Raw genomic sequence first — 26,049 nt, forward strand, 5'->3', positions numbered from 1 at the left:
CCGCCGCCCACCTCCCCCGTCTACTCGTACTCGGTGCCGCCCTTGCGGGTCAGGTACGCCGGGCTGACCGCCTTCGCGATGGCGCGACCGCCGGTCACCGGGCTGTACCGCTCGGCGGCCACGAACGGCCCTCGCGGCCCGGCGGATCGGGGAGCTCCGGGGCGGATCACGACGCCCTCGCGCAGGTGCAGTTCCCGGCCGGACACCGTCTCCCGGCCGGAGGCGAGCTCCAGGACGCGCTCGACGTCGTACGGACCCTCGTACAGCCGTGGCACCAGCGGGAGTTCGCCCGTGAGCAACTCCCGCGCGTCCAGCCAGCGGACCTCGCCGTCGATCTCCGCGGACACGTCGAACACGGCGTAGCCGATCGTCTCGCGGCGCCCGTCGGCTCCGTACGACAGGTCCTGCACGCCCGCCCCGTACACCTCGCCGAAGACGCCGACGCGGCGCGCGCCGAGGTGCCCGGCGAGCCGGGCGGCGGCCTCGGCCACGCCGTGACCGCGCACGGCGCGCCAGTACAGGTTGCGCGGGTCCTCCTTCAGGGCGAGGGACTTGGCGCCGAAGCCCTTCGAGGAGACGTGCACGCGGTCCTCGTCGGCGAGGTAGGTGAGCAGGCAGGCCGAACCGTGCAGCTTCTCCGTCACGACGACGGGCTCGCCCGCGGTGAAGATGTCCGGGTACCGCTGGATGTTCTCGATGTCGGTCCAGGGGAGCAGTTCGGGCGCCGCCTCGATGTCGCCGTTCATGGTGGGCGGGACCGGCGGTACCCATTTCACGATGCCGAGGGTCTCCGCGAAGTCCGTGCCGTCCCCGGCGGCCCGTGCCAGGTCCACGTCCGCCAGCGCCTCTGGGCGGCAGACGATGCCCTGCGACAGCTCGCCGCGCAGCCGTACCGCCCGGACCCGGTTCGCCGCACTGCCCGCGAGACGCCCGGTCAGCCCCAGTTCCTCGATCAGACCGTCCGGCAGCACGGACTGTTCGGGGATGTAGAGGGCCGCCTCGCCGGTGCGGTAGGCGCCTTTGGCGACCACGGCCCGGTACAGGCCCACCTGGGCCAGTTCGAGCGCGTCGGCGTTCGGATGTTCGTGGACGGTCAGCACTTCGGCGGTCACGCGCAGCGTCGACATGGGGACTCCAGGGATGGCTCAGCCGTGTTTCATCGCCTCCGACTCTCCGTGGGGGAAACGGCTGGAGCCAACGGTTTTACGGCTGCTACTCTCGGCGGCTCCCTCCGTCCCCGGGGGTGGCCGCCGAGGACGCCGGGCGGCGTGCGCGCCCGAACAGACATCGTCCTGACCGCTGTTCGGCGGGACGGCGGCCGGCACCGCCAGGCCGCGGATCGGGCCGTCGGGCATCCGCCCGGACGGCATCGGCCGACGGCGCCGTCGGCCGAGCCGCGCACGCTGTTCGGGCGGCCCCGCACCCCGCCCCCGTCGGGGCCGGGCACCCGGGACCGCCATGGCGCCCGGTATCGCCTGCCCGGCCACGGACCCTCCGCGGCCGGCGTCCCGCGCGAGGTGCCGCACGGTGTCGTTCAGCCCGGCGGGTTTCCGGCCGTCCGGCCCGGCGGAGCGTTTACGCGGACACGAGCAGCCGGACGCGCCTGGCCCCCGCCAGGGCTTCCGGGGTCAGGACGGGCCGCGGCACCACGATTCCGCAGCCCGTGCAGACGGGACCCGACGAGGGTTCGTGGGCCAGGTCGTACATCCAGACGAGGCGCTCGCGGGAGCACACCGGGCAGGCCGCGCCCGGGTCGCGCTCCAGCGCGGCGATCAGCCGGCGCAGTACCTCGGCCAGGGGTTCATGGGGGTGGACGCGGGGGTCGTCGCACCAGGCGACCCCGAACCCGCCCCAGGTCAGCCGGTGCCAGTCGTCGACGCTGCCCGGCCTGCGCAGCCCGTCGTGCTTCTCCTTCTTGCGGCGCCGCGCGAACTCGGTCTCGTAGGCGAGCCAGACGGAGCGGGCCTCCTCCAACTCCTCCAGCGCGGCCACGAGCCGCACCGGATCGGGGGACCGGTCCTCGGGGCCGAACCCGGCCCGGGAGGAGAGATGGTCCCAGGTCGCCCGATGCCCGTAAGGGGCGAACCTCTCCAGGCACTTGCGCAGTGAGTACCGCCGCAGGGCCAGATCACACCTCGGATCTCGCACCTGTCTCGCCAGACTTCGGAAACCGGCCATCGTCCTGCACCTCCGTCACACCTGCACCTGTACTCCGGTCACTTCGGCGCCGTCTCGTACGGACGTCGTCGAGTAGACGTATCGACAAGCGATTCGGCTCCATCCAATTTTCCGGCGATCGCCCGGAGCCACTCGCCGAGTGCCCTTGGACCTACCTCCCGTTGCTGTCGGCCGGCTGTCAACCGGCTGTCGGCCGCCGCCTCTCGCGCGGTGGAACCCCTGTTCCCGCTCGCGCGACGAATCCCGGAAACTGACGCATGTTCATCTTCCAACCCGGGGATACCGGCGGTAACGTCCGGCCCACCCCCCATCGGTAGGAGCTGACATGCCACCGAGCACCCCACGCACCGCGTTGGACAGACTGAGAACTCCCCGCCGTTTCCCCAAGTTCCTGAAGGCGGCATCCCTATGCGTGCTCATTGCCGGCCTTTTGTCGCCGCTTTCCCCGGCGGCGGCCGCCGACACCTCGGCCGAGGTGTCGGCGAACGACTACTGCGGCGGACGCTGCTCGGACATCCTGCCGCCCGGTGAGAACGGCAACGCGACCCTCGCCCAGATCCTGCTCAACCAGGCGTTCGGTACCCAGCCCAGCCACGCCGAGGACCAGCTCGCGCCCTACGGGAACCTGGCCTCCGGCTCCTCCACGCTCACCGACGCCAAGATCAACGACTTCTTCAACGACGCCTCCTTCGGCGTCGCCTCCGACCAGGTCGCCTCGACCACCAAGCCCGGCGGACGCACCGACGTGACGATCGTCCGCGACAAGAAGACGGGCGTCCCGCACATCACCGGCACCACCCGCTACGGCACCGAGTTCGGCGCCGGATTCGCCGCCGCCCAGGACCGGCTGTGGCTGATGGACGTCTTCCGGCACGTCGGGCGCGGCCAGCTGACCGGCTTCGCCGGGGGCGCCGCCTCCAACCAGGGCCTCGAGCAGGAGTTCTGGCGCAACGCGCCCTACACCGAGGCCGACCTCCAGGCCCAGATAGACAGCGCGACCGCCAAGGCCGGAACCCGCGGCACCCAGGCGCTCGCCGACGCGAACGCCTACGTCGACGGCATCAACTCCTACATCGACGCCTCCGACAGCGGCCGCTACTTCCCCGGCGAGTACGTCCTGACCGGCCACAAGGACTCCATCACCAACGCCGGCACCATCGACCGCTTCAAGCTCACCGACCTGGTCGCGCTGGCCTCCGTCATCGGCTCCCTGTTCGGCTCCGGAGGCGGCGGCGAGGTCAACAACGCCCTCTCGCTGCTCGCCGCCCAGTCCAAGTACGGCGTGACCGAGGGCACCGAGGTCTGGGAGTCCTTCCGCGAACGCAACGACCCGGAAGCGGCGCTCACCGTCCACGACGGCCAGAGCTTCCCGTACGCCGGCAAGCCGGACAGCCCGCAGGGCGAGGCCCTCCCCGACGCAGGCTCGGTGACCCAGGAGCAGCTGGTCTACGACCGCACGGGCAGCGCGGCGACCGCGAGCGCCACCGGCGCCTCGGCCACCGCGGCCAGGACGGCGCTCACCTCGGCCAGGCGCGGGATGTCCAACGCCCTCGTGGTCAGCGGCGCCCACACCGCCAGCGGCCACCCGATCGCCGTCTTCGGCCCGCAGACCGGCTATTTCGCGCCACAGCTGCTCATGCTCCAGGAGATCCAGGGCCCGGGTCTCAGCGCCCGCGGCGCCTCCTTCGCGGGTCTGAGCATGTACGTCGAACTCGGCCGCGGCCAGGACTACTCCTGGAGCGCGACGACCTCCGGCCAGGACATCATCGACACGTACGCCGTCGAGCTGTGCCAGGACGACTACCACTACCTCTACCACGGCACCTGCACGGCGATGGACAAGGTCGAGCGGACCAACTCCTGGAAGCCGACCGTCGCCGACGGCACCGCGGCCGGCTCGTACCGGATGCAGGTCTACCGGACCAAGTACGGTCCCGTGGCGTACCGGGCGACCGTGGGAGGCAAGAAGGTCGCGTACACGACCCTGCGCTCCTCCTACCTGCACGAGGCCGACTCGATCATCGGCTTCCAGATGCTCAACGACCCGGACTACGTGAAGAGCGCGGCGACCTTCCAGAGCGCGGCGCAGCACATCAACTACACCTTCAACTGGTTCTACGCCGACTCGGCGCACACCGCGTACTACAACAGCGGCGACAACCCGGTGCGCGCGACCGGGGTCGACGCCGAGTTCCCCGTGTGGGCCCGGGCCGGGTACGAATGGCAGAACTGGGACCCGGCCACGAACACCGCCTCCTACACCCCGGCGTCCGCGCACCCCAACTCCGTGGACCAGGACTACTACATCTCCTGGAACAACAAACAGGCGAAGGACTACACGACGGCCTCCTGGGGCAACGGCTCGGTGCACCGCGGTGACCTGCTGGAGGACCGGGTCGCGAAGCTCGTCGAGGCGGGCGGGGTGACCAGGTCCGCGCTGGTCAAGGCGATGGCCGACGCGGCGCTCGCCGACCTGCGGGCCGAGGACGTGCTCCCCGCTCTGCTGAAGGTCGTGGGCAGTTCCCCGGTCACGGACTCCACGGCCGCGGCGGCGGTGGGCAGACTGTCCGCGTGGGTAGCGGCGGGCGCCAAGCGCAAGGAGACCTCGGCCGGTTCGCACACCTACGCCGACGCCGACGCGATCCGCATCCTGGACGCCTGGTGGCCGCTGCTGGTGAAGGCCGAGTTCCAGCCCGGGCTCGGCGACGACCTGTACACCGCGTTCGGCAACAACCTCCCCGTCGACGAGGCGCCGTCTGCCGGGCACGGACCGACCGGTTCGCACGCCGGAAGCTCCTTCCAGTACGGCTGGTGGAGCTATGTCGACAAGGACATCCGGGCCGTGCTCGGAGAGCCCGTGCGGGGCGGCCTGCCGAGCACGTACTGCGGAGCCGGCAGCCTGACAGCCTGCCGGGACCTCCTGATCAGCACCCTGAAGGAGGCGGCGGGCAAGACCGCCTCCACCGTCTACCCCGGCGACGACCAGTGCTCGGCGGGCGACCAGTGGTGCGCGGACTCGATCGTCCAGCGGACGCTCGGCGGCATCAAGCACGGCAAGATCACCTGGCAGAACCGGCCGACCTACCAGCAGGTCGTCGAGTACACCTCGCACCGGTGAGCGCGGACCGGCGCCGGTAGGGCGGGTTCCGAAACGCCCTGGGTACGGCGGCCGGTACCGGAGCGGCGGCGGGTCAGCGGACGCGGCCCGCCGCCAGCACCACCTGGGCCAGTTCACGGTGGCAGATGTCGCTGTGCGCGCCCGAGGGGGCCCCGCCCCGGCGCACCACCGAGGCGGCGTCGACGTTCACGCACCCCGAGACCGGCAGCCGGGTGCGCACCGCCTCCGCGAGCGTGAGCGACCGGGTCCCCGGCACGGCCTGCACCCCGTCGTGCCCCATCGCGCCCCACTTCGCTCCCAGTGCCCGGCCGAGGCCGAAGTCCGCCGCGACGGCCCGGGAGTCGCCCGCCATCCGCGAGGCCAGCGGATAGACCGTGCCGAGCGCCGAGTCGAAGCGGGAGTAGCAGCACACGAGTGGCCCGTCGATCCGGTGGTACTGCCCGTCCAGAACCCCGCTCGACCGCGTGTCGTGCGGCAGCCGCGCGGCGAACGCGTAGTGCGAGAAGGCGCCTTGGAGGAGTGTCACCGACTTCACCGTGCGCACCCCGGGAGGCAGCCCGCGCAGCGCGAAGGAGACCAGCCGGCCGCCGAAGCTGTGCCCGACCAGATGCACGCGCACGTCCGGCGCGGCCGCCGCGAGCAGACCGATCGCCCGCCCGAGCCCCCGCTCGCCGACGGTCCCCGCCCGCCGCTTCATCGCGTAGTACGTGGCCTGGCGCAGCAGTTCGTGCGCCCCGTCCCACAGCCGGACCGGCGCGAACGCGGCGGCCCCGGGCACCCCCGAGTCCCCCGCCCGGGCCCCGGCGAGTTCCCGCGCGAACTCGCCGCACACCGTCGCGGTGTCCCCGAAGAGCATCTCGGGATCGCCCTCCGGCACGCCCTCCGCCAGCGTGTCCGCCGTGAAGGAGTTCTGCGGACCCTGCGGCCGGATCTCGACGAGCAGCCGTACGAGACGGCCGAACTCCTCCAGCGAGACTCCCTCGTCCGGCTGTTGGTCGAGCAGCCGGGCGAGCTGCTCGACCACGGTGGCGCGGCCGGGGAACACCTCCAGCAGCGCGTGCCGGGTGTTCTTGCCGAGGACCGGCCGCTCGCCGGTCGCGGCATCGACGGTGGCCGCGGACCGGGGGAAGTCGGGGATCGGCTCGTCCGAGAACCGCATCGAGGGCCACATCACCCCCACGTAGCCGAGGCGCGCGGTCGGCGCGAGGTCCGGGACGGGTTCGAAGAAGCGGCTGCAGAGAAGGGTGGCCCCCGAGCGGTCGTTGTTCCAGCCGTGCGCGAAGACGATGAGGTCACGGACCCCGCGCCGCGGCACCTGCTCGATCCAGCGGTCCCGCTCGCGGCCGTCCGCGTCCCCGTCCGCGTCGAACGTCAGCTCCCAGTAGGGAGAAACACTCATTGCCGGTTCCGTCATGGCTGGCCCCTGACCCCGCGGGTGGCGCGATATGGGCGCATCGTCCACCCGTCGGGGGGAGTTGGCCATAGGTCTCGACTCATCCGTCACGCGTCCGGCCCCGGGCCGGGGGAGATCCGCGATCACTGACTCTTGCGAGGATGCCCCGGCGTTCACACCGGGGAGGAATCGCATCCGTGACGGCAGTGTGGAGCATCACCGTGTGCAGTCTCCTGGGGTGCGGTGCGCCCGCGGGGCCGCCGCGGAGGGAAGGCGAACATGTGTGCCTGCGTTCGCTGGTTGTGGTGGCTGTGTCGTGAGGAGGGCACGGGTGTGCGCGTGCCGTACGTACGGTCTGGTGGTGGAAGCCGGGTGATCGGGATCGACTGGGGTGTGAAGGAGACCGCCACCACCACGTCGGACGCCCACGATCTCCCTCACTCTGAACGCGGCAGGAAGGCTAAGGCGAAGCTGACCCGCTACGACCGGATGACGGCCCGCCGCAGGCCCGAGAAGGGGCAGGCTGCGTCGAGGGGCTACCGCGAGGCGAAGCATCTGCGCGCCAAGGCGCACAAGAAGGTCGCCCGGCAGCGGCAGGACACCGGCCGCAAATGGGCGAAGAAGGTCGTGCACGACCACGACGTCATCGCGGTGGAGGACTTCCGGCCGAGGTTCCTCAGCCGGACCACCATGGCCCGCAAGGCCGCCGACGCCGCCATCGGCGCCACCAAGAAAGCTCTGTTGGAGATGGGCCGCAAGCACGGGCGGGACGTCCGCCTCGTGCACCCCGCGCACACCACCATGGACTGCGGACAGTGCGGAGCGAGAACCAAGCACGCACTGCCGTTGTCGCAACGCACCTACACCTGCACCGCGTGCAGAGCCGTGTCCCCCAGGGACAAGAACTCCGCACGTGTGATGCTGCTCCGGGCTGGTCTCGACCCGGCTGGCGTCGAAGGCGCAAGACCTCCTGGAGCGCTGCTCCAGGAGGCGGCCTGAGTCAGGAATCCTCTCCCTTCAGAGAGAGGAGGTTTCAATTGTAGAGGAGGTACGCCTTGCGCACCCGCCGGAACGCCCCGAGTTCGTCCTGCCAGGCCGCCACGACCTCGTCGGTGCTCGCGCCCGCGTCGATCATCGTGCGCACCAGGGTCGAGCCCGTCAGCTTGTCGATCCAGTTGTCCGGACGCCAGGCGAAACCGCTCCAGACCTTCCGCGCGGTCACCAGCAAGGCGATCCCGGTGCGGACGGGTTCGTACGCCGCCCGGTCGTGGACATGGATCTGGACGCCCCCGATGGTCTTTCCCTGGAACTTGGAGAAGGTGGGAGCGAAATAGGCCTCTCTGAAGTGCACACCGGGAAGGCCCAGTTCACCGACCGCCCCGGCCCACCTCCCGTCGAGGCCCTCCGCGCCGAGCAGTTCGAACGGCCGCGTCGTGCCGCGTCCCTCCGACAGGTTCGTCCCCTCGAAGAGACAGGTCCCGGAATACACCAACGCGGTTTCCGCCGTGGGCATGTTGGGGCTCGGCGGCACCCAGGGCAGCCCCCACGCGTCGTAGAACTCCCCGCGCCGGTAGCCCGACATGAGTACGGTGTCCAGTTCCACGGGCGCCGCCAGGAACTCCCCGTTGAAGAGCCGGGCCAGCTCCGCGACCGTCATCCCGTGCGCCTGAGCGATCGGCTGACGCCCGACGAACGTCGCGAACTCCTTGTGCAGGACCGGCCCCTGGGCCGCCCGGCCGGTGACCGGGTTCGGCCGGTCGAGCACCACGAACCTCTTGCCGGCGAGCCGGGCCGCCTCCATGCAGTCGTACAGCGTCCAGATGTACGTGTAGAAGCGCGCTCCCACGTCCTGGATGTCGAAGACGACGGTGTCCACGCCGGAGGCGGTGAAGATGTCGGCGAGCGCCTGACCGCTCTTCAGGTACGTGTCGTAGACCGGGAGTCCGGTCACCGGGTCGTCGTAGCGGCCCTCGGATCCGCCCGCCTGCGCGGTACCCCGGAAGCCGTGCTCGGGACCGAAGACGGCGACGAGGTCCACCCGGTCGTCGGCGTGCATGACGTCGACGACGTGACGGACGTCGCGGGTGACGCCGGTGGGATTGGTGACCATGCCGACCCGCCTGCCCCCGAGCCGGGCGTAGCCGGACTCGGCGAGCCGCTCGAAGCCGGTGCGGAGCCGGTGGCCGGTGCCGGCGGCCGGTACCACCGCCCCGGCCGGCAGGGGAGTCAGGGCCGCCGCGGCCGAACCGGCGACGAGCAGGGACCGTCGGGACATGCGCATGTGTGACCTCCGTGGTCGCGGAAGTGTTGACACCGGAACGCTAGGCCCTGTCGTCGCATCCCCGCCTGCCCCGCGGGCGACGACGGGGATGTGGCGACAGGACTTAGGGACGCCCGGGAGAACTTCGTGAGGCTCGGGTCCCACCGGCCTGTCGCGGCTCGACGAGCGGCGTTCGCGGCTCCCGCGGCACACCGGGAACCCTTCCCTTGTCACATACCGACTGGTTAGTCTGATGCCGCAGCAGAGCCGTGTCGCATCACGTCGAAGGAGACCCAGGTGGAAGCCGTGCAGGGTGCGGGAGTGGTCGTCACCGGAGCGGGAGGTGGCATCGGGGCCGCGCTGGCCCGCAGATTCGCCGACCAGGGAGCGCGGGTCGTGGTCAACGACCTCGACGCGGACAAGGCGAAGGCCGTGGCCGAGGAGATCGGCGGCATCGCGGTCCCGGGGGACGCCTCCCTGATCGTGGCCGAGGCCCGTGACGCCCTCGGCGGCACGGTCGACGTCTACTGCGCGAACGCCGGGGTCGGCTCGGGCGGTTCCGAAGCGGCCGGCGAGCCGGTCTGGGCCCTCGCCTGGGACGTCAACGTGATGGCACACGTCCGCGCGGCCCAGGAACTGCTGCCCGACTGGCTGGAGCGCGGCAGCGGCCGGTTCGTCTCCACCGTCTCGGCCGCCGGGCTGCTCACCATGATCGGAGCCGCGCCCTACAGCGTCACCAAGCACGGCGCCTACGCGTTCGCCGAGTGGCTGTCGCTGACGTACCGCCACCGCGGTCTCAAGGTCCACGCGATCTGCCCGCAGGGCGTGCGCACCGACATGCTCGACGCCACCGGCAGCGCGGGCGACCTGGTCCTCCAGCCGACCGCCATCGAGCCCGGGGCCGTCGCCGACGCGCTCATGAAGGGCATCGAGGAGGACCGCTTCCTGATCCTGCCGCACCCCGAGGTCGCCGCGTACTACCAGGCGCGGGCCGCCGACCCGGACCACTGGATGACGAACATGAACCACCTCCAGCAGAAGTGGGAGACCACCGAGTGACCCGCTACGCCGACCGGCCCTGGGTGGCCCTGCTCAACGAGGCCCAGCGCGCTCCGGTGCACCCCGCCGACACCCTGGTGCACGCCCTCGCGGACGTCGTCGCGCGGACCCCGGACCGCGCCGCGCTCGCCTACTTCGACGGACGCCTGAGCTACCGCGAGATCGACGAGCTGAGCGACTCCGTCGCCGGGCACCTCGTCGCCCGCGGCCTGCGCCACGGCGACCGGGTCGCGATCATGCTCCAGAACTCCCCGCATTTCGTGCTCGCCCTGCTCGGCGCCTGGAAGGCCGGCGCGACGGTCGTGCCGGTCAACCCGATGTACAAGTCCGGCGAGGTCCGGCACGTCCTGCACGACGCGGAGGTGAGCGCGCTCGTCTGCTCCGACCGCGCCTGGGACGCGTACCTGCGCGAGACCGCCGCCGACTCGCCCGTACGGATCGTCCTGACGGCCTGTGAACTCGACCTCCAGACCCGCGACGACCCGCGCGTGCTGGCCTTCGAGCGGCTGCCCGTGGACGCGGCGGCGGACGACCTCCTCGCCGTCGCCCGGCAGGGGAACAAGGCGCCCGGCGACCGCGCGCTCGGGCCGTCCGACACCGCGCTGATCAGCTACACCTCGGGCACCAGCGGCACCCCCAAGGGGGCCACCAACACGCACGGCAACATCATGTACAACGCCGAGCGGCAGCGGACCGGCCTCGCGCTGCCCGACGCGCCCGTGTACTTCGCGATGGCGCCGCTGTTCCACATCACCGGCATGGTCTGCCAGCTCGCCGCCTGCCTCGACAGCGCCGGCACGCTGGTCCTCACGTACCGCTTCGAGGCGGGGGTCCTGCTCGACGCGTTCGCCGAGCACCGGCCGCTCTACACCGTGGGCCCCTCGACCGCGTTCATGGCGCTGGCCGCCCACCCGGCCGTCACCCGGGACCACTTCTCCTCCTTCCTGAACATCTCCTCGGGCGGCGCCCCGCTGCCGCCCGCCCTCGTGGAGAAGTTCCGGGCCGCGCTGGGCCCGTACATCCGCAACGGCTACGGGCTCACGGAGTGCACCGCGCCGTGCGCCTCCGTGCCGCCGGGCCTGGAGGCGCCGGTCGACCCGGCCTCCGGGACCCTGGCCGTGGGCGTGCCGGGCCCGGACTCGGTCGTCCGGATCGTCGACGACGCGGGCGAGGAGGTCCCCTTCGGCGAGCAGGGCGAGATCCTCGTCAGCGGTCCGCAGGTGGTCCCCGGCTACTGGCGCCGCCCCGAGGCCACCGCCGAGACCTTCCCGGACGGCGAACTGCGCACCGGCGACATCGGCTTCATGGACGCCGACGGCTGGCTCTACGTGGTCGACCGCAAGAAGGACATGATCAACGCGTCCGGCTTCAAGGTGTGGCCGCGTGAGGTCGAGGACGTCCTGTACACCCACCCGGCGGTCCGCGAGGCGGCGGTCGTCGGGATCCCCGACGGCTACCGGGGCGAGACCGTCAAGGCGTACATCAGCCTGCGTCCGGGTGCTTCCGAGGACCCCGACGCGCTGGCCGCGTACTGCAAGGAGAGACTGGCCGCCTACAAGTATCCGCGGCGGGTGGAGATCCTGCCCGAACTGCCGAAGACGGCGAGTGGGAAGATCCTCCGTCGGGAACTGCGTTCCCGGACAGAGGACTCCCGGTAGTCCCGGGCCCGACGGTTCCCGGGGCCCGGTGATTCCGGGAACCCCGGGGACTCCCCGTGGACGACAGTGATCGATGTGCAACGCAAGGAAGGCAGGTGGCGGCAGTGCCCAGGACGACGGACGGTGACGGCACGCCCGTCCCGCAGCGGCTGCTGGCCGCCGCCACCCGGCTCTTCGCCGAGCAGGGCTACGACCGCACCTCGGTGCAGGAGATCGTCGAGGCGGCGGGTGTCACCAAGGGGGCGCTCTACCACTACTTCGGCTCCAAGGACGATCTGCTGCACGAGATCTACGCGCGCGTGCTGCGTCTCCAGCAGGAGCGGCTCGACGCGTTCGCGGACGCGGACGCGCCGGTCCAGGAGCGGCTGCGCGGCGCCGCGGCCGACGTGGTCGTCACGACCATCGACAACCTCGACGACGCCTCGATCTTCTTCCGGTCGATGCACCACCTCGGCCCCGAGAAGCTCAAGCAGGTGCGCTCCGAGCGGCGCCGCTACCACGAGCGCTTCCGCGCCCTGGTCGAGGAGGGGCAGAAGAACGGCGTGTTCTCCACGGCCACCCCCGCCGACCTGGTCGTCGACTACCACTTCGGCTCGGTCCACCACCTGTCGACGTGGTACCGCCCCGACGGTCCGCTGGCCCCCCAGCAGGTCGCCGACCACCTGGCGGACCTGCTGCTGCGAGCACTGCGGCCGTAGGGGGGACACCCGCCGTCCCGGGTGCACTAGCCGATGATGGTCTTGAAGAACAGGACCGCCGAGGCCGCCGCACCGCAGCCGGCGCTCAGCGCGACGGGCCACCCGTTGCCGGCGAGCGCCGTCAGCACGGTGGCGCCGACGCCGACGAGCGCGGCCAGCAGGAACACGATGGCGGCGCGTTGGGTGAGGAGGGGTCCGTCCCGGTCGGGCTCCACCACGTGAGCGCTCCTCAACAGGCTTCTCGGGAGGGGACGCCCACCGGCTCCCGGACGGTCAGGCCGTCCTGGTCCGGCAGTTCCCAGGGGTCCTGCGCGGGACGCAGGAGCGTGAACTCCACCCCGCCGGCACCGTCCGTCCGGACGCCGTGCACGGCCGGTTCCGGCAGCGAGTTGTAGTGGAACGGCGTCGAGAAGTAGTACGCGCCGCTGTCGGGGACGACGACGAGGTCACCGGGTTCGAGCAGCGGCAGCGCGCGGTCGCGGGCCAGCAGGTCACCGGAGAAGCAGGCCGGGCCCGCGACGTCCTGGCGCACGAGCCGCCCCCGCTTGGCCAGCCCGTTCCCGTGGTGCGCCTCGATCCGCAGCGGCCAGGCCTCGGGGGCGAACACGGTCCGGGCGGCGACCTGCACCCCGGCGTGGGTGACGGCGATCGGCCGGCCCCCCGCGCTCTTGGTGTACTCGACGTAGGCCGCCATGAAGCCGTTCTTCGCGAGGACCGAGCGCCCGAACTCGGTGACGACCCGGTACCCGCGCTCGAAGAGGGCCGGGGCGTGCGCCCGCAGGCGCGCGACGTAGCCGTCGAAGGTGGGGTCGATCGCGTCGTCGGCGAAGTTGACGGGCAGTCCGCCGCCGATGTCGATGCCGACGATCCGGCGCTCTCCGAGGGCCGCGTCGACCTCCTCGGCGAACTCCACGGCCAGGGCCACGCCACGGGCCATGAGATCGAGCGGGCAGCCCTGCGACCCGGCGTGCGTGTGGATCCAGGTCAGCCACGGGTGGTCCCGGAACGCCTGCAGCAGTTGCCGCCGGATCCCCGGGTCCGACAGGGGGACACCGAACTTCGAGGTGCTCGTCGCCGTGCTCATCGAGGCGATGGCGCCCCCGCCGACCTGGGAGTTGACGCGCACCCCGATCCGCGACACCGGCCGGCGGCCGGCGAGCAGCCGGTCGATCCTCGCCAGCTCCTGGAAGTTGTCCGCGTTGACGGCCACCCCCAGGTCCAGCGCCCGTTCGAGCTCACCTCGCGTCTTGGCGGGCGAGTCGAAGACGATCCGCTCCGGTGGGAACCCGGCCGCCAGCGCCCGGGCCAGCTCGCCCGCGGTGGCGACCTCGCACCCCATCCCGCCGCGCTCCAGTGCCGCCAGCACGGGCACGAGGGAGTTCGCCTTGGCGGCGAAGGCGTGGAGCACCGGCACCGACCCGGGAAAGGCGCGGTGCAGGCTCGCCACTGTCGCGTCGACCCCGTCCAGGTCGACGAAGCCGGCCAGCAGGGACCGCTCGGGGTCCAGCAGTCCCTGGCGTACGGCTTCCAGCAGGATGCGTTCACGCCGTACGGCGGCGGGGGTGGGACCGGTCATGGGAGCCCTCCGGTGTCGGGGTCGCTCCGCCCGGGGAACCCCGGGCGGAGTACCAGGCTGCTGGCCCCGACCGGTCGTCGTCTTCGGCCCGGCGGCAGAGAAACCGCCCCGGAGGACGCGGTCGGACGCCGCGTCGGAGGGCGAGGGGCCACGCCGTTGTGCGCCCCGACGAAGCCGGCGCCGCCCGATGGTGCGGCGGGACAGGGGACCCACCGGCCGCCCCCGCCTCACTGCCGCGGTACCGGACCCCTTCCAGCCCCGTCGCCGCGTTCCCGCAGCCGGAGTTGCAGCTCCGCCAGCAACCGGGCGTCGGGGCTGTCGAGGTCGAGTCCCGAGACCTCGGTGATCCGGCGCAGCCTGTACCGCAGGCTGTTGGGGTGCACCCCGAGCGTACGAGAGGCCGAGGCCACGTCACCGAAGTGGTCGAGGTAGGCCCGCAGGGTCGGGACGAGACGGCTTCCGCCGTGCTCGGCGTCGAACGCGGCCAGCCGCGCGACCGACGTCCCGACCGGCAGCACCGTCTCGCGCAGCGCCTCGACGACCTCCATGATGCCGACCGTGTCGGCGACGTCCTCGGCCCGCGCCACCGTACGCGGCCCCGCGGCCCGGACGAGCGCCTTGAGGGCGAGTTCGGCCGACCGGCGGGACTCGGCCGCCCGCGCCACCCCCGGGACGACACCGCCGAGTCCGACCCGCACGGGGGAGCCCGTCGCGGCCGAGAGCTGTCCCGCCAGCGCCTCTCCCATACGGGTCACCTGGGCGTCCGCGCGATCGGGGACCCTGTCCAGCCGACTCACCAGCACCAGGATCCTGCCGCCCGCCGGAACGGCCACGCTCCGATGGCCGAACGCGGCACAGCGCAGCGTGAGCAGCGCGTGCAGCCTCGACGGGTCGTCCTCGCCCGAGGTGCCCGACCCCGCGCCCACCGCCAGGACGGCGCAGGGCTCCTCGGCCGTCAGCATGGCGCGCTCGGCCAGCACCTCGGGTGAGCCGCGGCCCTCCATCAGCGCACGCGCCGCGTCCTCCGCCAGCCGGTCGTCGGCGCCGCGTGTGCGGGCGTGGAGCAGGTGCGCCGCGGCCGTGCGGGTCGCCGCGCGCAGGGCTTCCGAGGCACCGGGCGACAGGGGACGGCCCGCCACGGAGGCCACCCAGATGGACCCCAGCACCTCGCCACCCGCCCGGACGGCACCGACCAGACGCTCCGGGTCCTCGGCGTGGGCCCGCCGGTGCAGTACGTCGTCCGTCCCCCACAGCGCGCGGAAGAACCCGGCCTCGCGCATGGCGGCCACCCGCCACGGTGGCACGCGCCGGCCGAGGATGGTCAGCTGGCGCATCTCGTCGACGTTCTCCTCGGTCGAGGAGTAGGCCAGCACCCGGGACTCCGTGTCCTCGATGGTCACGGAACCCCCCACCAGCACGGCCACCGCGTCGGCCAGCCCGTTGAGGTCCCCCGGTAACAGGTCCCGGGCGGCCGGCGCCGGCGGAGCACCCGCCGAGGCCAGCCCGGCCCGCAGCAGGCCGACGAGCTGGGCCCAGGTGCACCAGGCGGTGCGGGAGAGGACCGCGGTGCCGCTCTCCTCGGCGACGTTCCGCAGCGCCTCCGCCGCCCGCCCGGCCCGGACCGGCCCGAACACCACGCCCGTCGCGCCGGCGTCGCCCGCCCGGCGCAGCAGATCCACGGCGTGCGCCGACGCCGCGTCGACGCCGACCGCGAGGAGCAGCTCCCGCGGCCGGATCTCGGGCTCCAGCACGTCGAGGACGGCGATCCCGACGACCGCCCCGGCCAGACCGCCGGGAGCCGTGTCCAGCTCCAGCGCCCCCGGCCCCACGACGGACAGCAGCCCCTCCAGCGTCACCTGCGACTCCGCCGCAGCCCCCCACTCCGGCGATTCCCGCAGGTTCGTCACCGTTCCCCCTTGCCTCGCCCGGCTCACCGGTCGTGGTCGGCCGGTTCCGAGAGACGTACGACACCACAGGCGGGCGCGGCACTCAACGGCGCACGAGAGCACGGGGAGGCATCAGGGCGGCACCGCCTCACACGTACTTCTTGATCTCCCTGTGCGCCAGCGACCGCTGGTGGACCTCGTCCGGCCCGTCGGCGAGCTTCAGCGTCCGGGCGCCGGCCCAGAGTTCGGCCAGCGGGAAGTCCTGGCTGACCCCGCCCGCGCCGTGCAGCTGGACGGCCTTGTCGAGGATGTCGACGACCGTGCGCGGCGTGGCGATCTTGATGGCCTGGATCTCCGTGTGGGCGCCCTTGTTGCCGACGGTGTCCATCATCCAGGCGGTCTTCAGGACCAGCAGACGCAGCTGCTCGACGGCGACCCGCGCGTCGGCGATCCAGTTCTGGACGACACCCTGCTGCGCCAGCGGCTTGCCGAACGCGGTACGGGACACCGCGCGCCTGCACATCAGCTCGATGGCCCGCTCGGCCATGCCGATCAGCCGCATGCAGTGGTGGATCCGGCCGGGGCCGAGCCGCGCCTGCGCGATGGCGAAGCCGCCGCCCTCCTCGCCGACCAGGTTGCTCACCGGGACCCGGACCCGGTCGAAGACGACCTCCGCGTGCCCGCCGTGGGAGTGGTCCTCGTAGCCGTACACCTGCATGGCGCGCCGGATCTCGAGGCCCGGGGCGTCGCGCGGGACCAGGACCATGGACTGCTGGCGGCGGATGTCGGCGCCGTCCGGGTCCGTCTTGCCCATCACGATGAAGATCTTGCAGTCGGGGTTCATCGCCCCGGAGATGTACCACTTGCGGCCGGTGATGACGTAGTCGTCGCCGTCGCGCTCGATGAGGGTGGTGATGTTCGTGGCGTCGGAGGAGGCGACCTCGGGCTCCGTCATCGCGAACGCGGAACGGATCTCCCCGGCGAGCAGCGGCTCCAGCCACTGCTTCCGCTGGCGCTCGTCGCCGAACTGGGTGAGCACCTCCATGTTGCCGGTGTCCGGCGCGGCGCAGTTCAGCGCGGTCGGCGCCAGGTGCGGGCTGCGGCCGGTGATCTCGGCGAGCGGCGCGTACTGGAGGTTGGTCAGCCCCGCGCCGTACTCGGAGTCCGGCAGGAAGAGGTTCCACAGGCCCTGCCTGCGGGCCTCGGCCTTCAACTCGCCCACCACGGCGGGCGTGTCCCACGGCGAGGCCAGCAGGGCGCGCTGCTCCTCCGCGACGGCCTCGGCCGGATAGACGTGCTCGTCCATGAAGGCGAGCAGCTTCTGGCGCAGTTCCTCGGTGCGTGCGTCGAATCCGAAGTCCATGGCGGATCAGCCTTCCTGAAGGGTGGTCAGGCCGTGCTCGATGAAGACGGGGACCAGTTCGCCGATGCGGTCGAAGCCCGCGCCGACCGTCTGGCCCTTGGTGTAGCGGTAGTGGATGCCCTCCAGGATCACGGCGAGCTTGAACCAGGCGAACGCCGTGTACCAGGAGACCGCGGACACGTCGCGCCCCGAGCGCGCGGCGTACCGCTCGACGATCTCGGACGCCTCCGGGTGTCCGGCGGCCGAGGCGGTCGTGCTGATGGGGGAGTTCGGCAGTTCCAGGCGCGTGCTGTACATGACGAGCAGCCCCAGGTCGGTGAGCGGATCGCCGAGGGTGGACATCTCCCAGTCCAGGATCGCCCTGATCTTGTCGTCGGGGCCGATCAGCACGTTGTCGAGGCGGTAGTCGCCGTGCACGACGGTGGGCGCGGGGGAGGTGGGCAGCTCGCGCCCGAGGGCGGCGTGCAGTTCGTCGATCCCGGCGAGCTCACGGTTCCTGGACGCGTCCAACTGCTTTCCCCAGCGGCGCAGTTGCCGGTCCAGGAAGCCCTCCGGGCGGCCGAAGTCGGCGAGACCCACCGCGGCGGGGTCCACCGAGTGCAGTTCGACCAGCGTGTCCACCAGGCCGAGCACCGCGTCGCGGGTGCGCCGCGGGCCGAGCGGGGCGAGCTGGTCGGCGGTGCGGAACGGGGTGCCCTCCACGAACTCCATGACGTAGAACGGGGCGCCGAGCACCGTGTCGTCCTCGCACAGCAGTACGGGGTTCGGGACCGGCACGGCCGTCGGGTGCAGCGCGCTGATCACCCGGTGCTCACGCTTCATGTCGTGCGCGGTGGCCAGCACATGGCCCAGCGGAGGCCGCCGTACGACCCAGGTGGCGGTGCCGTCGGAGACCGCGTAGGTGAGGTTCGACCGTCCGCCCTCGATCAGTCGGCCGGTCAGCGGGCCGTTCACCAGTCCGGGCCGCTCGTGGTCGAGCAGTCCGCGCAACCGGTCGAGATCGAGACCTGGCGGGTGGTCCGTGCTCATCTTTGCTCCTCAGCACACGGGAACGGGACGTGACTATGATGCCGACCAGTCGGTATGTCGTCCAGCGGCTGTGCCAAACGTGATCGGCGTCTCCCCCGGGGCGCGAGCCCGGGGAAGACGCCGTGGGGGTGGGGAGGGTCAGTGGTCGTCCCAGTGGCTGTCGTGCTCGGCGTGCCGATGGCCGTCGTGCAGATAGTCCAGGTGGTCGCCGTGTGCCACGGCCGGGTGCCCGCACCCCTCACCGTGCCGGTGGTCGTGCCGTTCGTGCGTCACGTGGCCGCCCGGCTCGCACTCGTCCCAGTGTCCCGAGTGCTCCCGGTGCAGATGTCCGTCGTGCGCGTAGTCGACGTGGTCCCCGTGCCGCACCTCGGCGTGACCGCAGTCCGGGCCGTGGGCGTGCTGGTGGGTGGGGTGCTCCTGGTGAAGGGTGGTCATCGTGCTCGCCTTCGGCTCTGACGTGAGGAGGGGGATCCGCGGAGCGCGGGAAGAGCTGCCGATCCAGGCTAACGTCGCGAAGTGTCGCAATCCCGGTCATTCGGTTCCGGGGCCGAGTCCGTTTCGGCCCTCGCCGCGCCCGGGTGACGGCCGATCCCCGTAGAAGACCAACGCCACCGCTAGAAGACCAACGCCACCGCGCACACGGCGAACACCAGCGTGCACAGCACCGCCGCCGTCGCGTGCAGGGGGGCGAGGGCGGCCGGTCCCGCCGGGCCCGAGGCGGCCAGCGTCCGGATGCGGCGGTGGGCGAGGGCCAGGAGGGTCAGCCAGAGGGCGCAGCCGAACGCGCACGCCACGATCCCGGTGGCCGTGCCGCTGTCGTGCAGGGCCGCCTTCACGGCGAGCACCGCGACGATCGTGCCGGAGAGGGTCGTACGGCGCCAGGCCAGCCGCGTGCGTTCCGGCTGGAGGCCGGGGTCCCGTCGCTCCGGGGCGGACCCGGTCATCCCGCCCAGCCGACGAGCACGACGACGACCATCGCGATCGCCACGACCGCGACGGTGATGCTGAGCAGCGCCGGGAAGCGCGACACCGGCAGATCCTCGCCGCGCCGCATCGCCCGCTCGCAGCGCACCCAGTGGTTGACGGCCCGGAGCGAGCACAGCACGCCGGCCGCGAGCAGGGCCAGGGCGAGGCCCGCCCGCCAGGCCCAGCGCAGGTCCGGCAGGAACTGGTCCACGGCGAAGCCTCCGCCGATGAGCGCGAGCGCGGTGCGCAGCCAGGCCAGGAAAGTCCGCTCGTTGGCCAGGGAGAACCGGTAGTCGGGTGTCCCGCCCTCTTCCCGCATCGCCCGGGGCGCGAACCACAACCGGACATTGCGCACGAGTTCGATCACGATCAGGACCCTACCGGGGAGCCCGGCGAGGGCCCCCGAGCGCCTTCGCCGGGACGCGCGCCGGGAGACACGGCGTCGCGGCCCCGGCGGGCGGGACCGGTGCTCACTCCATCGCCCGGTAGTCCCTGAGCCGCTCGTGGGCCGCGAGCCCGTCCGGCACCCACGTCCACTCGGCCAGCCGGCGCTCCAGCTCCGCCTCGGTCAGGAAGGCGTGCCAGGCCACCTCCTCCGCCTGGGGGTCCACCGGGAGCTCGCACCGGACCTCGTACACGGCCGACCACCAGGTGGCCCCGGCCCCGTCGTCGTACAGGAACCTGAAGAGCGGGGTCGGACGGGGGAGCCCCGAGACGCCGAGCTCCTCCTCGGCCTCACGGAGCGCCGCGTCGTCGTAGGACTCGCCCGCCCCGACGACCCCGCCGACGAACATGTCGTGGTGCGAGGGGAACACCAGCTTGGTGGAGGTGCGGCGATGGACGAAGACCCGGCCCTCGGCGTCCCGCGCCTCGATGAACACGCAGCGGTGGCGCAGCCCGCGCGCGTAGGCCTCCCCGCGCGGGGACTGCCCGATGACCCGGTCGTTCTCGTCCACGATGTCGAGGATCTCGTCAGCGGCACTCATGGGACCGATCCAAGCAGCTCGGGGGACCGGGCGCGCCCGGCCGGTCCGCGCCGGGCCCGGAACGCTCAGTGCGGCTGGAGGTCCCGCGAGTGCTCCGGCTCCGCCGTGCCCGAGGGCATCGCCGGGTGCATCCCGAGCAGGACGATCCCCGCCACGACGGCCGCGAGCCCCGCCGCCTGCCAGGCGAGGGCTCCGGCGTCGGTGCGGAGCTGGTCGCCGAGGAAGCCGACACCGCAGGCGATGCCGGCCAGCGGCTGGGCGGCGGTCAGCGCGGGCAGCGACATCCGCAGCGGAGCGGTCTCGAAGGCGCTCTGGACCAGGATCAGACCGGTCACGCCGAGGACGGCCACCGCGTACGGCTGCCAGCCGGTGAGCAGCTCGCTCCAGCCGCCGGCGCCGAACCGCTGGCCGCTGACCCGGGTGAGCGCGTCCTGGAGGCCGTACAGGAGTCCGGCGGCCGTGGCCAGCAGCACGGGGCCCGCGCTCAGCCGGGACCGTTTCGCGCAGGTGGTGAGCAGCAGGGCCAGCCCGACCACGGTCCCGATGATCAGCCAGTGCCGCAGCGGGTCGTCGACGGCGTCGCCGCCCTGCGGCTGCCCGGCCACGATGAACGCCGAGACGCCGCCCGCGAGCAGCAGGAGCCCGCCCCAGCCCTGCCGTCCCAGCGGCTGTTTCGTCTGGTGGCGGGAGAGCGCGAGCGCGAAGAGCAGATTGGTCGCGAGGAGTGGTTCCACCAGGGTGACCTCGCCCTTGCCGAGCGCGATCGCGCCGAGCACCATGCCGCACACCATCAGCCCGATGCCGCCCAGCCAGCGCGGGACCCGGATGAGGTCCAGCAGGATGCGGGGGGAGAGGAAGTCGCTCAGCGGGGCGTGCGAGGCCGCGTTCTGCTGGAGCACGAAGCCGAACCCCAGACAGCAGGCCGCGCTCACGGCGAGGACCAGAACCAGAACCGACACGCTGGGTACCTCGAAACATCGGGAGTCGGGGGCCACGGTTGCGATTCCCGCCGACTTTAGTGCCAAGGGCCGATGGCCCGCCGCCGGGAGTTCCCGGAACCGGGCGGTTGACTCGGTCACCTTTCTTGCCGAAGGATCTGACCGATCAGTAACCAGTGGTGGTCGCCCGAGGTGGTCGACCACCACCAATGTCTCATCAACCAGCGAAAATGCCGATCTGTCGTGGCCAGCGTGGTCGAGCCGTCCCCTGTGACGCGGACCGGTCCGCCCGGTCGGAATGCGAGAGGACGGGCCCATGGCCTACGACGCAGATGTGATCGTCATCGGAGCGGGCCTGGCGGGGCTCGCGGCGACCGCGGAGCTCGTCGACGCCGGCCGCAAGGTGATCCTCCTCGACCAGGAGCCCGAGCAGTCGATCGGCGGCCAGGCGCACTGGTCCTTCGGCGGGCTCTTCTTCGTCGACTCGCCCGAGCAGCGCCGTATGCGGATCAAGGACAACCACGCGCTCGCCCTCCAGGACTGGATGGGCACGGCGGCCTTCGACCGCCCCGAGGACCACTGGCCGCGTCAGTGGGCCGAGGCGTACGTCGACTTCGCGGCGGGGGAGAAGCGGCCCTGGCTGCACGGTCAGGGAGTGCGCTTCTTCCCGGTGGTGGGCTGGGCCGAGCGCGGCGGCTACGACGCCAACGGCCACGGGAACTCCGTCCCGCGCTTCCACATCACGTGGGGGACCGGTCCCGGCCTCGTCGCGCCGTTCGAGCGGCGGGTGCGGGAGGGAGTCGCCCGGGGTCTGGTCGAGCTGCGGTTCCGCCACCGGGTCACCGGTCTGTCCCGTAGCGCGGGCTCCGTCGACACGGTCACCGGGGAGGTCCTGGAGCCCTCCGGGATCGAGCGCGGCCAGGCCAGCAGCCGCACGGTCACCGGCGCGTTCGAGCTCACGGCCCAGGCCGTGATCGTCACCTCCGGCGGCATCGGCGGCAATCACGACCTCGTCCGCGCCAACTGGCCCGAACGCCTCGGCACCCCGCCCGAGCGGATGATCTCCGGCGTGCCCGCGCACGTCGACGGCGCCATGCTCGGGATCGCCGAGGAGACCGGCGCCCGCCTCATCAACCGCGACCGCATGTGGCACTACACCGAGGGCATCCAGAACTGGAACCCCATCTGGGACAAGCACGGCATCCGCATCCTGCCGGGCCCCTCCTCGCTGTGGCTGGACGCGCGCGGCAACCGGCTGCCGGTACCGCTCTTCCCGGGCTTCGACACGCTCGGCACCCTGGAACACATCATGAAGACCGGGTACGACTACACCTGGTTCGTGCTCGACCAGAAGATCATCGGCAAGGAGTTCGCGCTCTCCGGCTCGGAGCAGAACCCCGACCTGACCGGCAAGTCGATCCGGGGCGTCATCGGGCGGGCCCGCGCCGACGTCGCCGCTCCGGTCAAGGCGTTCATGGACCAGGGCGTGGACTTCGTCGTCGAGAAGGACCTCGGCGCGCTGGTGCGCGGCATGAACGCGATCACCGACAAGCCGCTCATCGACGAGGCGGCTCTGCGCCGCGAGATCGTCGCGCGCGACCGGGAGGTCGCCAACCCCTTCACCAAGGACCTCCAGGTGATGTCGATCCGCGGGGCGCGCAACTACCTGGGCGACAAGCTGATCCGCACCGCGCCCCTGCACCGCATCCTCGACCCCGCGGCCGGTCCGCTGATCGCGGTGCGCCTCAACATCCTGACCCGCAAGACCCTCGGCGGCCTGGAGACCGACCTCTCCTCGCGCGTGCTGACCGAGGGCGGCGAGCCGCTGGAGGGCGTGTACGCCGCCGGTGAGGCCGCCGGGTTCGGCGGCGGCGGGGTCCACGGATACCGGTCGCTGGAAGGCACCTTCCTCGGCGGCTGCCTCTTCTCCGGCCGTACGGCGGGCCGGGCGGCGGCCAAGGCCGTCGGCTGATCCTCCTCGAAGGCATCAGGACGACACGGCCGCCCCAAGTCATCGCGACGGGGCGGCCGTTGTCATCAGGACAGGGTGGTAGACCGACTTGTGCGGACAAGAGGGCCGTACAAAACGTGCGGACAGGGCGGCTGTTCAGGACGTTGTGGAGTGGCGCGACCCAACTGCTACATGGATAAAGGCAGTTGACACGTGTAGCGACTTGGCCGGAGCTTGACTTGAACCCGTGGCTCCGGGTTTGCTGTGCGTGATCACCCTTTGACGAACCGCGCCTGTGAGGTTGAGCAGCGGTGTCACCACCCCCACCTCCCCTCGGCCGCGGTCGCAAGCGGGCGGCCCACGCCTTCGACGCCGCCCTCGACGACGCCGAACTCGTCGCCGCACGCACCTCGTTGAACCAGGGCCGCTGGACCGACGTCCGCGAGCTGCTGGCCGGGACCGGCGACGACTGGGACCGCCGCGGACACCGCGTCACCGTTCTCGCCCAGGAACCCGCGACACTCGCCTGGGCCGGCGACTGGCAGCTCGCCGAACCGGAGTCCCCCGACGCGGCCCTGCTGCTCGGCTGCGCCACCGTGGAACGCGCGCTGCAGGGCAAGGCCCGCCCGGAGCAGGCCCGCGACGCCTGCCGCACGGCCGCGGCGCTCACCCCCGACGACCCCACGCCCTGGCTCGCGCTGCTCCTGCTGGAGCGCTCGCTGGGCAGCGAGGAGGACGTGGTCCGGCTCTTCGACGAGGTGCGCCACCGGCACCCCGGACACCACCACGCGCACCATCTGATGGTCGCCCGGCTCGCCGAGCGCCGTGCCGCGGCGGGCCAGGATCCCCTGCACGAGGTGTACGACTTCGCCAACTGGGCGGCCGAACAGGGGCCCGCCGACTCGCCGCTCGCGATCCTTCCGGTCGTCGCGCACGCCGAGCGCTTCCGGGTGCTCGCCGGCTCCGGGAGCGAGCCCACCGACCCGGTCGCCTCGGGACACTGGACCGGGCGCCGGGCCCGCCAGGTGATGAAGGTGGCCTTCGACTGGTGGCTGGAATGGGACGGCGAGGGCCACCCGCGCCGGCTCGTCGACCTCAACTTCCTCGCCCACGCGAAGGTCTGCGAGGGCCGCGGCGCCGAGGCCGCCGCACTGTTCCACCGCATCGCGGAGCACGCCACCCCGGCTCCGTGGTCCTACCCGGACCGCGATCCGGCCCAAGCCTTCCGTGCCGCACGCGACAGCGCGCTCGGCACGGGGTGAACGCCCCCGAAGACCTGACATCCGAAAGGACGACCCCGCGATGATGACGGGCAGTTCGAGCACAGCGAGTACGTCGAGCACGGGCAGACCGGCCGCCGACGACGGCATCAGCACCTTCAAGGGACAGGACCGGGCCCTGCGGGCCGGCCGGCTGGGCACGGGAGGTCTCCTGCTGTCCGTCCTCGCGGCGACCGCCCCGCTCATGGTGGTGGCGGGCGTCATGCCCGCCACCTTCGCGGTGATGGGCATCGTCGGGCAGCCGCTGCTCTTCGTCATCCTCGGCATCGTGCTCGTGCTCTTCAGCGTCGGGTACGCCGAGATGAGCCGGCACGTCCACAACGCGGGCGCCTTCTACGCGTACATCTCGCGCGGACTCGGCGGCACGCCGGGCGCGGGCGCCGCGGCGGTCGCGCTCGTCTCCTACAGCGCGCTCCAGGTGGGCATCTACGGACTCTTCGGCTTCGAGGTCTCCGGACTGTTCGCCACCTACCTGGACACCGACGTCGCCTGGTGGATACCGGCGCTGGCCGCCGTGCTCGTCGTCGGCGCGCTCGCCTGGCTGAAGATCGACGTCAACGCGTGGGTGCTCGGCGTGCTGCTCGTCATCGAGGTCACGCTCGTCGTCGTCTTCGACGTCGCGGCCGTCGGCGACCCGGCCGGAGAGGGTCTGTCGCTGCACGCCTTCAACCCGGACACGCTCACCGGAGCGGGCGTCGGCACCGCGCTGTGCTTCTGCATCGCGGCCTTCACCGGCTTCGAGCAGGCCCCGGTGTACGCCGAGGAGACCAGCCGCCCGCACATCCTGGTGCCGCGTGTCATGTTCCTGGCGATCGGCTTCGTCGCCGTCTTCTTCGCGATCAGCTCCTGGGCGCTCACCGTCGCCACCGGACCCTCCTCGATCGTCGGGACGGCCCAGAAGCAGAGCGCCGGGCTGCTCTTCCACCTCACCGAGTCGCGACTCGGCACCACCTTCACGGACGTCCTGCACGTGCTGTTCGTGACCGGCATGTTCGCGGCGCTGCTCAGCTTCCACAACGTCGTGGCGCGGTACGCCTTCGCCATGGGCCGCGAGGGGCTGCTCCCCAGCACCTTCGGCCGCACCTCCGGGGCCAGCGGCGCCCCCGGCACGGGCTCGCTCCTGCACACCGTCGTCTCCCTGGTCGTGGTCGGCGGCTTCGCCGTGGCCGACGACAAGCCGACCGGCGACCCGACCGCGCCCGTGCTGCGGCTGTTCACCTGGGGCGGCAACATCGGAGCGCTCGGCGTCATCCTCCTGATGGCGTCCGCGTCCCTCTCGGTCATCGTGTTCTTCGTCCGCCGCGGCGCAGCCCGCGCCCAGGCCTGGCGTCTCGCCACCGCCGCCGTCTCGGGCGCCGCCCTGCTCGTCATCGCGGTCTACACGGTCAAGGACTTCGACGTGCTCGTCGGCTCGGGACCGGACTCCGTCCTGAACGTGCTCCTGCCCGCCGTCATCGGACTCGCCCTGGTCGTCGGACTCGTCCAGGGACTGGTGCTGCGCTCCCGCAAGCCCGAGGCGCACGCGCGGATCGGCCTCGGCAACGAGGCGTTCCAGTTGGACAAGGCGGCCGACTCCACCTCCTGACGAGGCCCGCACGTCCTGTCCGGGGAACGTGTCCCCGGACAGGACGTGAGAAGAGATGACAGAACGCTGACGGGCACCCGTCCCCGCTGGATTTTTAGGGGTCGCGGGTGCTCGAATCAGTAGGT

Annotated in this window: 21 protein-coding genes and 1 pseudogene; 8 read left to right on the forward strand and 14 right to left on the reverse strand. The window is 72.1% G+C overall.

The features are described from left to right. Positions 1-20: 20 nt before the first annotated feature. Both ACFYW7_RS19800 and ACFYW7_RS19805 read right to left on the reverse strand, forming a co-directional pair. Positions 21-1,127 (reverse strand): RNA ligase (ATP), encoded by a 1,107-nt coding sequence (locus tag ACFYW7_RS19800; protein ID WP_389503957.1) that lies wholly within the window; start codon positions 1,125-1,127, stop codon positions 21-23. A gap of 448 nt (positions 1,128-1,575) precedes the next feature. After that, positions 1,576-2,178 carry a hypothetical protein gene (locus ACFYW7_RS19805; RefSeq protein ID WP_389503959.1) on the reverse strand — a complete coding sequence of 201 codons (603 nt, stop codon included), beginning with the start codon at positions 2,176-2,178 and terminating at the stop codon, positions 1,576-1,578. A 325-nt stretch (positions 2,179-2,503) separates the two neighbouring features. Between ACFYW7_RS19805 and ACFYW7_RS19810 the strand changes: the two genes are divergently transcribed. Next, positions 2,504-5,296, forward strand: coding sequence for a penicillin acylase family protein (locus ACFYW7_RS19810; protein ID WP_389503961.1), 2,793 nt, complete (start codon positions 2,504-2,506; stop codon positions 5,294-5,296). A gap of 73 nt (positions 5,297-5,369) precedes the next feature. On the opposite strand, the gene ACFYW7_RS19815 is transcribed toward ACFYW7_RS19810, so the two are convergent. Next, positions 5,370-6,710: a serine-threonine protein kinase gene (locus ACFYW7_RS19815; protein WP_389503963.1), complete on the reverse strand. Its 1,341-nt coding sequence runs from the start codon at positions 6,708-6,710 to the stop codon at positions 5,370-5,372. A gap of 348 nt (positions 6,711-7,058) precedes the next feature. Between ACFYW7_RS19815 and ACFYW7_RS19820 the strand changes: the two are divergent. Further along, positions 7,059-7,688, forward strand: a pseudogene (locus ACFYW7_RS19820) (RNA-guided endonuclease InsQ/TnpB family protein); the annotation flags it as partial. 34 nt (positions 7,689-7,722) lie between these two features. On the opposite strand, the gene ACFYW7_RS19825 reads toward ACFYW7_RS19820, so the two are convergent. Beyond that, on the reverse strand, positions 7,723-8,970 hold the full coding sequence (locus ACFYW7_RS19825; RefSeq protein ID WP_389503965.1) for an exo-beta-N-acetylmuramidase NamZ domain-containing protein: 1,248 nt from the start codon (positions 8,968-8,970) through the stop codon (positions 7,723-7,725). A 276-nt stretch (positions 8,971-9,246) separates the two neighbouring features. Here ACFYW7_RS19825 and ACFYW7_RS19830 point away from each other — a divergent pair, with 276 nt between their 5' ends. The 3 genes from ACFYW7_RS19830 (at position 9,247) to ACFYW7_RS19840 (ending at position 12,364) form a co-directional block, all read left to right on the forward strand. Further along, entirely contained in the window at positions 9,247-10,008 is a 762-nt protein-coding gene (locus tag ACFYW7_RS19830) for an SDR family oxidoreductase (protein WP_389503967.1), read from the forward strand. Beyond that, positions 10,005-11,666: a class I adenylate-forming enzyme family protein gene (locus tag ACFYW7_RS19835; RefSeq protein WP_389503969.1), complete on the forward strand. Its 1,662-nt coding sequence runs from the start codon at positions 10,005-10,007 to the stop codon at positions 11,664-11,666. The genes ACFYW7_RS19830 and ACFYW7_RS19835 overlap by 4 nt, the downstream gene beginning before the upstream one ends. A 104-nt stretch (positions 11,667-11,770) precedes the next feature. Further along, entirely contained in the window at positions 11,771-12,364 is a 594-nt protein-coding gene (locus tag ACFYW7_RS19840) for a TetR/AcrR family transcriptional regulator (RefSeq protein ID WP_389504635.1), read from the forward strand. Positions 12,365-12,390: 26 nt separating this feature from the next. On the opposite strand, the gene ACFYW7_RS19845 is transcribed toward ACFYW7_RS19840, so the two are convergent. The 10 genes from ACFYW7_RS19845 to ACFYW7_RS19890 form a co-directional block, all read right to left on the reverse strand. Then, entirely contained in the window at positions 12,391-12,582 is a 192-nt protein-coding gene (locus ACFYW7_RS19845; RefSeq protein WP_389503971.1) for a hypothetical protein, read from the reverse strand. A gap of 11 nt (positions 12,583-12,593) precedes the next feature. After that, positions 12,594-13,940: a diaminopimelate decarboxylase gene (locus tag ACFYW7_RS19850; RefSeq protein WP_389503973.1), complete on the reverse strand. Its 1,347-nt coding sequence runs from the start codon at positions 13,938-13,940 to the stop codon at positions 12,594-12,596. 227 nt (positions 13,941-14,167) lie between these two features. Further along, positions 14,168-15,847: a PucR family transcriptional regulator gene (locus ACFYW7_RS19855; protein WP_389503975.1), complete on the reverse strand. Its 1,680-nt coding sequence runs from the start codon at positions 15,845-15,847 to the stop codon at positions 14,168-14,170. Positions 15,848-15,974: 127 nt separating this feature from the next. Beyond that, positions 15,975-17,189 (reverse strand): acyl-CoA dehydrogenase family protein, encoded by a 1,215-nt coding sequence (locus tag ACFYW7_RS19860; protein ID WP_389503977.1) that lies wholly within the window; start codon positions 17,187-17,189, stop codon positions 15,975-15,977. Between the two features lie 6 nt (positions 17,190-17,195). Then, positions 17,196-18,218: a phosphotransferase family protein gene (locus tag ACFYW7_RS19865; protein WP_389503979.1), complete on the reverse strand. Its 1,023-nt coding sequence runs from the start codon at positions 18,216-18,218 to the stop codon at positions 17,196-17,198. A 138-nt stretch (positions 18,219-18,356) separates the two neighbouring features. Beyond that, complete coding sequence (locus tag ACFYW7_RS19870; RefSeq protein WP_389503981.1) at positions 18,357-18,653, reverse strand: hypothetical protein; 297 nt, start codon at positions 18,651-18,653, stop codon at positions 18,357-18,359. A gap of 179 nt (positions 18,654-18,832) precedes the next feature. Continuing rightward, entirely contained in the window at positions 18,833-19,162 is a 330-nt protein-coding gene (locus ACFYW7_RS19875) for a DUF202 domain-containing protein (RefSeq protein ID WP_389503983.1), read from the reverse strand. Then, positions 19,159-19,551 carry a YidH family protein gene (locus tag ACFYW7_RS19880; protein WP_389503985.1) on the reverse strand — a complete coding sequence of 131 codons (393 nt, stop codon included), beginning with the start codon at positions 19,549-19,551 and terminating at the stop codon, positions 19,159-19,161. The genes ACFYW7_RS19875 and ACFYW7_RS19880 overlap by 4 nt, the downstream gene beginning before the upstream one ends. 103 nt (positions 19,552-19,654) lie before the next feature. After that, complete coding sequence (locus ACFYW7_RS19885; RefSeq protein ID WP_389503987.1) at positions 19,655-20,170, reverse strand: NUDIX hydrolase; 516 nt, start codon at positions 20,168-20,170, stop codon at positions 19,655-19,657. A 65-nt stretch (positions 20,171-20,235) separates the two neighbouring features. Further along, positions 20,236-21,129 (reverse strand): DMT family transporter, encoded by an 894-nt coding sequence (locus ACFYW7_RS19890; RefSeq protein WP_389503989.1) that lies wholly within the window; start codon positions 21,127-21,129, stop codon positions 20,236-20,238. A gap of 295 nt (positions 21,130-21,424) precedes the next feature. Between ACFYW7_RS19890 and ACFYW7_RS19895 the strand changes: the two genes are divergently transcribed. The 3 genes from ACFYW7_RS19895 to ACFYW7_RS19905 all read left to right on the forward strand — a co-directional run bounded on the left by ACFYW7_RS19895 (position 21,425) and on the right by ACFYW7_RS19905 (position 25,924). After that, positions 21,425-23,080 (forward strand): FAD-binding dehydrogenase, encoded by a 1,656-nt coding sequence (locus tag ACFYW7_RS19895; RefSeq protein ID WP_389503991.1) that lies wholly within the window; start codon positions 21,425-21,427, stop codon positions 23,078-23,080. Positions 23,081-23,370: 290 nt separating this feature from the next. Continuing rightward, the gene (locus ACFYW7_RS19900; RefSeq protein WP_389503993.1) at positions 23,371-24,321 is read left to right on the forward strand and encodes a hypothetical protein; all 951 of its coding nucleotides are present in this window, start codon (positions 23,371-23,373) and stop codon (positions 24,319-24,321) included. 40 nt (positions 24,322-24,361) lie between these two features. Continuing rightward, positions 24,362-25,924, forward strand: coding sequence for an APC family permease (locus ACFYW7_RS19905; RefSeq protein WP_389503995.1), 1,563 nt, complete (start codon positions 24,362-24,364; stop codon positions 25,922-25,924). The last annotated feature ends 125 nt before the right edge of the window (positions 25,925-26,049 follow it).

It is taken from the genome of Streptomyces sp. NPDC002580, from assembly GCF_042889485.1.
Classification (GTDB): domain Bacteria; phylum Actinomycetota; class Actinomycetes; order Streptomycetales; family Streptomycetaceae; genus Streptomyces.

Excerpts from the sequence above, each read along its gene's own strand:
- ACFYW7_RS19800 (WP_389503957.1), bottom strand. The coding sequence starts at position 1,127 with ATGTCGACGCTGCGCGTGACCGCCGAAGTGCTGACCGTCCACGAACAT.
- ACFYW7_RS19805 (WP_389503959.1), bottom strand. The coding sequence starts at position 2,178 with ATGGCCGGTTTCCGAAGTCTGGCGAGACAGGTGCGAGATCCGAGGTGT.
- ACFYW7_RS19810 (WP_389503961.1), top strand. The coding sequence starts at position 2,504 with ATGCCACCGAGCACCCCACGCACCGCGTTGGACAGACTGAGAACTCCC.
- ACFYW7_RS19815 (WP_389503963.1), bottom strand. The coding sequence starts at position 6,710 with ATGACGGAACCGGCAATGAGTGTTTCTCCCTACTGGGAGCTGACGTTC.
- ACFYW7_RS19825 (WP_389503965.1), bottom strand. The coding sequence starts at position 8,970 with ATGCGCATGTCCCGACGGTCCCTGCTCGTCGCCGGTTCGGCCGCGGCG.
- ACFYW7_RS19850 (WP_389503973.1), bottom strand. The coding sequence starts at position 13,940 with ATGACCGGTCCCACCCCCGCCGCCGTACGGCGTGAACGCATCCTGCTG.
- ACFYW7_RS19860 (WP_389503977.1), bottom strand. The coding sequence starts at position 17,189 with ATGGACTTCGGATTCGACGCACGCACCGAGGAACTGCGCCAGAAGCTG.
- ACFYW7_RS19865 (WP_389503979.1), bottom strand. The coding sequence starts at position 18,218 with ATGAGCACGGACCACCCGCCAGGTCTCGATCTCGACCGGTTGCGCGGA.
- ACFYW7_RS19870 (WP_389503981.1), bottom strand. The coding sequence starts at position 18,653 with ATGACCACCCTTCACCAGGAGCACCCCACCCACCAGCACGCCCACGGC.
- ACFYW7_RS19875 (WP_389503983.1), bottom strand. The coding sequence starts at position 19,162 with ATGACCGGGTCCGCCCCGGAGCGACGGGACCCCGGCCTCCAGCCGGAA.
- ACFYW7_RS19885 (WP_389503987.1), bottom strand. The coding sequence starts at position 20,170 with ATGAGTGCCGCTGACGAGATCCTCGACATCGTGGACGAGAACGACCGG.
- ACFYW7_RS19895 (WP_389503991.1), top strand. The coding sequence starts at position 21,425 with ATGGCCTACGACGCAGATGTGATCGTCATCGGAGCGGGCCTGGCGGGG.
- ACFYW7_RS19905 (WP_389503995.1), top strand. The coding sequence starts at position 24,362 with ATGATGACGGGCAGTTCGAGCACAGCGAGTACGTCGAGCACGGGCAGA.